The sequence below is a fragment of the Lentzea sp. NPDC003310 genome (assembly GCF_040610935.1).
In the GTDB taxonomy this organism is placed as follows: Bacteria; Actinomycetota; Actinomycetes; order Mycobacteriales; family Pseudonocardiaceae; genus Lentzea.
The window spans coordinates 1-1473 of the sequence record NZ_JBEXNC010000059.1 but is presented as its reverse complement, the minus strand read 5'-3'; the positions used below and the strand labels follow the sequence as shown (position 1 = coordinate 1473).

2 protein-coding genes are annotated in these 1473 nt (G+C 32.2%); both read right to left on the bottom strand.

From position 1 onward, the window contains the following. Nucleotides 1-14 precede the first annotated feature (14 nt). Nucleotides 15-968 carry an orotidine-5'-phosphate decarboxylase gene (gene pyrF / locus ABZX02_RS43905; protein ID WP_012579076.1) on the bottom strand — a complete coding sequence of 318 codons (954 nt, stop codon included), beginning with the start codon at nt 966-968 and terminating at the stop codon, nt 15-17. Continuing rightward, nucleotides 965-1473: dTMP kinase (tmk, locus tag ABZX02_RS43900; protein WP_355307965.1), on the bottom strand; the 509-nt coding region annotated here is incomplete at its 5' end. The genes pyrF and tmk, both read right to left, overlap by 4 nt.

The following is a 1473-nucleotide window of genomic DNA, read 5'->3' as shown; positions in this document are numbered from 1 at the left end:
CTAATATATTTTTTTCAATTTTTCTCCCTCTCCCAATAAACCTTTTTAGATTTTATCAAAGCTTTATTTATTAATCCATTATAATAGTCAACTGCCTCTAAAATAGAATTCTTTACTTCTTGCTCTGATAAACCTGTATCTTTATAAGCATAATCAATTGCTCTTGAACATGTTATGATGGCTCCTAAACCATTATTATCAAACGCTGCGTCTAATAGTTTCACATCTCCTCCTTGATAACCAACTCCTGGGATTAGAAATAAGGTTTTTGGTAAGAGTCTCCTATACTTAGTTAAATCTTCGGGATATGTTGCTCCAATGACAGCTCCAATATCTGAAAATCCATAATTCCCAACTTTATTCGTGCTTTTAATAATATAATCACATACAACTTCAGAGATAGTTTTATTTTCAGAATCCAGTATTTTATCTTGCAATTCTCCTGAAGAAGGATTGCTTGTTTTCACTAAAATAATAGAGCCCTTATCATTTTCTTCTCCTAATTTTATAAATGGGTCTAATCCATCACTTCCCAAGTATGGATTAATTGTTACTGCATCTACAGATAAAGTAGAGCTCCACTCATCAGCTGTATTCTTATAAAAAGTTTCTGCATATGCCTGAGAAGTACTTCCGATATCTCCTCTCTTAGCATCCGCAATAACGATAAGTCTCTTTTTCTTAGCATAATCCACAGTTTTCCAAAAAGCTTCTATTCCATAATAATCATACTTCTCATAGTAAGCAAGTTGAGGTTTTACAGCTGGAACTTTATCTGCCACTATATCAATAATCATTTTATTAAATTCAAAAATAGCGTAGCCTGCTCCTCTAGGGGTCTTTCCATAGATGCTCTCTGCCTTTTTTAAAATATAGCTAGGAAAATTCTCTAAAATGGGATCTAACCCAACACATAGATGAGATTTTGTATTGACTACTTTTTGTATATATCTATCAGAAAACATCATTTATCCATTACCTCGCTTACAAAATTAGTTATTATTTGATGAACTTTGTCAATCCCTACAGTTGAATCAACAAGTAAAGCATTTTTAGGTAAAACATCAAGAAAATTTTGTCTTACTTGGTTAAATACTAACTCATTTTTTTCTTCATACTTTATATCTTCTCCATCCCTTTGACGAACTCTCTCTAAAGCACGCTCTGGAGGAACATCTAAAAACACTGTAACATCTGGAGTAGGAACACCTTTATTAATCATTAGAATTTCTTTGTAGTCTATCCCACGAGCTTTAAAGAACGCTAGTGAACTGTATAAGTATCTATCACATATAATGTTGCTTTCAGATATTTTGGGGAAAATTTCTGAAGTTATCTGATAAGTTCTATCAGCTGCAGCCAATAAAGCAATCGAATACATATTGGGCGCAATACCATTATCCAAATAATCTCTAACTCTTTTATCATTTCTATAGTAATCTGTTGGTTGTTTTGTTGTAAAAACTTTAAGTT

Coding starts and splice junctions, on each gene's coding strand:
- pyrF (WP_012579076.1), bottom strand. CDS start 968: ATGATGTTTTCTGATAGATATATACAAAAAGTAGTCAATACAAAATCT.